The sequence below is a fragment of the Streptococcus sp. CF4-3 genome (assembly GCF_024295385.1).
Taxonomy (GTDB): Bacteria; Bacillota; Bacilli; order Lactobacillales; family Streptococcaceae; genus Streptococcus; species Streptococcus infantis_I.
On sequence record NZ_JANCPN010000018.1, the window covers coordinates 1 to 4,497 of the forward strand.

At 36.2% G+C, this 4,497-nt stretch carries 3 protein-coding genes; all 3 read left to right on the forward strand.

Annotation, left to right across the window (positions count from 1 at the left end):
- On the forward strand, positions 1-131 hold a 131-nt coding region (locus NML75_RS08825; RefSeq protein ID WP_302851168.1), incomplete at its 5' end, for an LPXTG cell wall anchor domain-containing protein.
- 150 nt (positions 132-281) lie between these two features.
- Positions 282-989, forward strand: a complete 708-nt coding sequence (locus NML75_RS08765; RefSeq protein WP_004252523.1) for a glucosamine-6-phosphate deaminase — start codon at positions 282-284, stop codon at positions 987-989.
- A 278-nt stretch (positions 990-1,267) separates the two neighbouring features.
- On the forward strand, positions 1,268-4,497 hold a 3,230-nt coding region (locus tag NML75_RS08770), incomplete at its 3' end, for a Spy0128 family protein (RefSeq protein WP_254804382.1).

Below are 4,497 nucleotides of genomic sequence, written 5' to 3' on the forward strand. Positions count from 1 at the left end.
CAAAACCAGAATCATCTAAGAAATCATTGCCAAATACTGGTTCAGTTGAACAATCATTCATGACTTATTCAGCACTTATTGGTTTAGCTACTGCCGGTTATGCTTTGTCAAGAAAGAAAAAAGAAGACTAATTCATTCTGACAGTTTAAAAAGAGAAGACTAGTTTAGTCTTCTTTTTTTACTTAACTTTATCCTATAAAACTTAAAATATTAAACCGTTTACACTTGACAAAAATTGGTCTATACCATATAATGAAATAAAGAAATATGGAGGAACAATTATGAAAGTTATTCAAGTAAAAAATCCTGAAGAAGGTGGAAAAGTAGCTTTTGAAATTTTAAAAGAAAAGCTAGCAAACGGTGCTCAAACATTAGGACTTGCGACAGGTAGCAGTCCACTTGAGTTTTATGGAGAAATCGTTAAGAGTGACCTTGATTTTTCAAATCTTACAAGTGTTAACTTGGACGAATATGTAGGACTTGATGGAGATAACCCACAATCTTATCGTTACTTTATGCAAGAAAATCTATTCAATAAAAAGCCATTCAAAGAAAGCTTTTTACCGCGTGGTGTAAAAGATAATGCAGAAGAAGAAGTAGAACGTTATAATCAAATTCTTGCAGATCATCCAGTAGATTTACAAATCTTGGGAATTGGTCGAAATGGTCACATTGGCTTTAATGAGCCAGGAACTCCATTTGATAGTCAAACCCACCTTGTAGATCTTGATCAGTCTACTATTGAAGCAAATGCTCGCTTCTTTGATAAGATTGAAGATGTACCAACACAAGCTATCTCAATGGGAATCAAAAATATTCTAGATGCAAAATCTATTCTTCTCTTTGCTTATGGTGAATCTAAGGCAGAAGCCATCGCTGGAACTGTTGAAGGTCCAGTTACTGAAAGTCTTCCAGCAAGTAGTTTGCAGAACCATCCAGATGTAACTATTATTGCGGATGCTGGAGCACTTAGCTTGTTGAAAAAATAGTTCTCGTATAAATGAAAACCATTCAAAAATTTTCGAATGGTTTTTGTAACTTTATGAAAATTAATATATATGAAAAAATAAAATTATAATAAAAACGTACATTATGATTCTAAAACTTATAATTGTAAAGAAATAAAATAATTATACTTGTAATTTATTAAAAATGAGGCTTCTGAGCCTCGATTTTATTGACTTTTAGATTATATTATAGTACTATGATGGTGAGTTAGTCAATAATTCAATATATTTAAAAAAATAGGGAAAGAAGGAAATATTTAATGGTGAAAAAGTCTAAGAAAAAGCCGTTATTAATATTTTTTGTATCAGTTCTGACCTTCTTGAGCGTATTGTTCTTATCGACCAATGTCGCTTATGCAGATGGAAAAGAGCTAACGGGTGTAGTAACTGATATAAGTGTCCTCAACATGTCGGATTCAAAATTGGAGCCGAATAGTGACGGTACTTATCAGATTATTACCAATCGTACAAATCAGTTCTTTGTTCAATTTGACCTCAAGCAATATGATGGAAAATTGACCAATGGCGATTACTTTGATGTAGATATTCCTACACCAGTAACCGTATATAACGGGACTACTGAATTGTACGATAAAGAAACAAAAGTTAATATCGGTACAGTAGTTGTTACTGCTAATGGTGATAACCAAGGTGGTAAGGCACGTGTTACTTTGAAGAACCTTGATGAGTTCCAAGCTAAAACAGGCGGGGATATCGTTAAAGGCGTAAAAGGAAATTATGCAATTACTTTCTTGTTCAAGAGTGACCAAACAGCAACACCACTAACTTTTGAAAACAAGGGTGTTAGTAAAACAATCACACATACCTTTACATCTAAGACAGTTGACAGCAAGCAAGAAGGTTTCGAAAACTATGCTAAGGTTGGTAACGATGTAGTAAGTAAAGAATGGACTTCAGAAAAGTTAGCAGCTATCGGTTCAGTTGGAAAAGGTGATATTTATTCTCCATGGAGAATCCGTGTCAATACAGGAAGACAAGACTATGGTAAAAACCTAGTTCTTAATGACTTCCTTCCAAATACAGCTGAGTTTTCTGCTATTCAATATATTCCAGAATCATTGGTAGTTTATTCTTCTGCAACATTGAACGATGGTACTTCTCAAGTCCCATCAGATGCTAAGAAGATGGTAGAAGGTACTGACTATACTGTAGCTTGGAATGAGAACTATACTCAGTTCAAACTTATCTTTGCAGATGGTTCTAAATCATACTGGGTAGAATACCATACAACAACACCAGGTGATGGTAGCAAAGTTCAAAACGTTATCCAGTTGACTACAGCAGATGGAACTGCACTTACTCAACGTAGTAATCGTGCAAAATTAGATTTCACGGTTGAACGTGTATCTCTTGTAAAAGGACAAATCGAAGCTTCTACAGCCTTCAAGATTAAGATCAACAAGACAAATGCCTTCACATTGGTTCCAGTTGCAGGCGCTGTTTATACAGTGAATTCAGAAGACGGAACTATCTCTACAGAATTGACTACAAATGAAAAAGGTGAGGCAATCTCTGATGAGTTTGATCAAAAATATGTCGGTAAGACATTCATCATCAAAGAAAAAACAGCTCCTGCTGGATATAATCTTGATGAAACAGAATACAAGGTAGTTCTTGGAACTGAAGGTTCTAAGATTAACCTTAAAGACGAACCAATCGCAGCTGATTTCTCAATTACTGCTAAGAAAGTAATTGCTGGAAATCGTCCAGTAGCCTTGAAAGATGGTGAGTTCAAGTTTGATTTGTACAATGCAAACAACTTGACTACTCCAATTGCTTCAACAACAAACAAAGCAGATGGAAGCATCACATTTGAAGGTTTGAAAGCTAAAGGTCCTGGTACCTACAACTATGTCATCAAAGAAAATACTGAAACTAAAGTTCCAGGAATCACATTTGATGAAAACTCATACGAAGTAACAGTGGTTGTTAAAGCTGAAGGTGGAACACTTAAAGCTGAGGTTACAACTCAAGCACCAACTTTAACAAACACATATGAGCCATCACCAGCTCGTGCGACATTCAAAGCAACTAAAGAATTGGTTGGTAAAGAACTTGCTAACGAACAATTTGAGTTTGAATTGAGCGAAGGTGGTCAAGTCATTGCAACGTCTTCAAATGGTAAGACAGTCAATGGTGTTGAAGCTGCAACAAATGAAGTAGTCTTCTCAGTTCTTTACACTGAAGCTGGAGAGCACGAATATGTCATTACAGAAAAAGCTGGTTCAGTAGCAGGAGTTACATACTCTAAAGAAAGCTATACAGTTCATGTTAAAGTTGTAGATAACGGTGAAGGTAAACTCGTAGCTACTGTTACAGAAGCAGATGAAGCTCGTAAGTTTACAAACACATATAAAGCAACTCCAGCAGAAGCTGTTATCAAAGCAACTAAAGAATTAGTTGGTAAAGAACTTGCTAAAGAACAATTTGAGTTTGAATTGAGCGAAGGCGGAAATGTCATCGCAACATCATCAAACGGTAAAGAAGTTGAGGGTGTTGAAGTTGCAACAAACGAAGTAGCCTTCAAACTTTCATACACTGAAGCAGGCGAGCACGAATACGTGTTGACAGAAAAAGCCGGATCAGTAGCAGGAGTTGAATACTCAACTGAAAGCCACATAATCCATGTCTCAGTAGCAGATAACGGTGAAGGCAAACTAGTTGCGACTGTTAAGGAAGCAGATTCAACTCGTAAGTTTACAAACAAATATAAAGTATCACCAACAGAAGCAGTTATCAAAGCAACTAAAGAATTAGTTGGTAAAGAACTTGCTAAAGAACAATTTGAGTTTGAATTGAGTGAAGGCGGAAATGTCATCGCAACATCATCAAATGGTAAAGAAGTTGAGGGTGTTGAAGTTGCAACAAACGAAGTAGCCTTCAAACTTTCATACACTGAAGCAGGCGAGCACGAGTACGTGTTGACAGAAAAAGCTGGTTCAGCAGCAGGAGTCACATACTCTAAAGAAAGCTACACAATCCATGTCTCAGTAGTAGATAATGGAGAAGGTAAACTAGTTGCTACTGTAACAGAAGAAGATTCAACTCGTAAGTTTACAAATACTTATAAAGTATCACCAACAGAAGCAGTTATCAAAGCAACTAAAGAATTAGTTGGTAAAGAACTTGCTAAAGAACAATTTGAGTTTGAATTGAGTGAAGGCGGAAACGTCATCGCAACATCATCAAATGGTAAACAAGTTGAGGGTGTTGAAGTTGCAACAAACGAAGTAGCCTTCAAACTTTCATACACTGAAGCAGGCGAGCACGAATACGTGTTGACAGAAAAAGCTGGTTCAGAAGAAGGAGTTACATACTCAACTGAAAGTTATACAATCCATGTCTTAGTAGTAGATAATGGCGAAGGTAAACTAGTTGCAACTGTTAAAGAAGCAGATTCAACTCGTAAGTTCACAAACACTTACACTACAACAACTGAAGCTCCAACAACAACTGAAGCTCCAACAAC

What these genes read in the sequence shown, in the direction of transcription:
- NML75_RS08765 (WP_004252523.1), top strand. Translation starts at nt 282, where the DNA reads ATGAAAGTTATTCAAGTAAAAAATCCTGAAGAAGGTGGAAAAGTAGCT.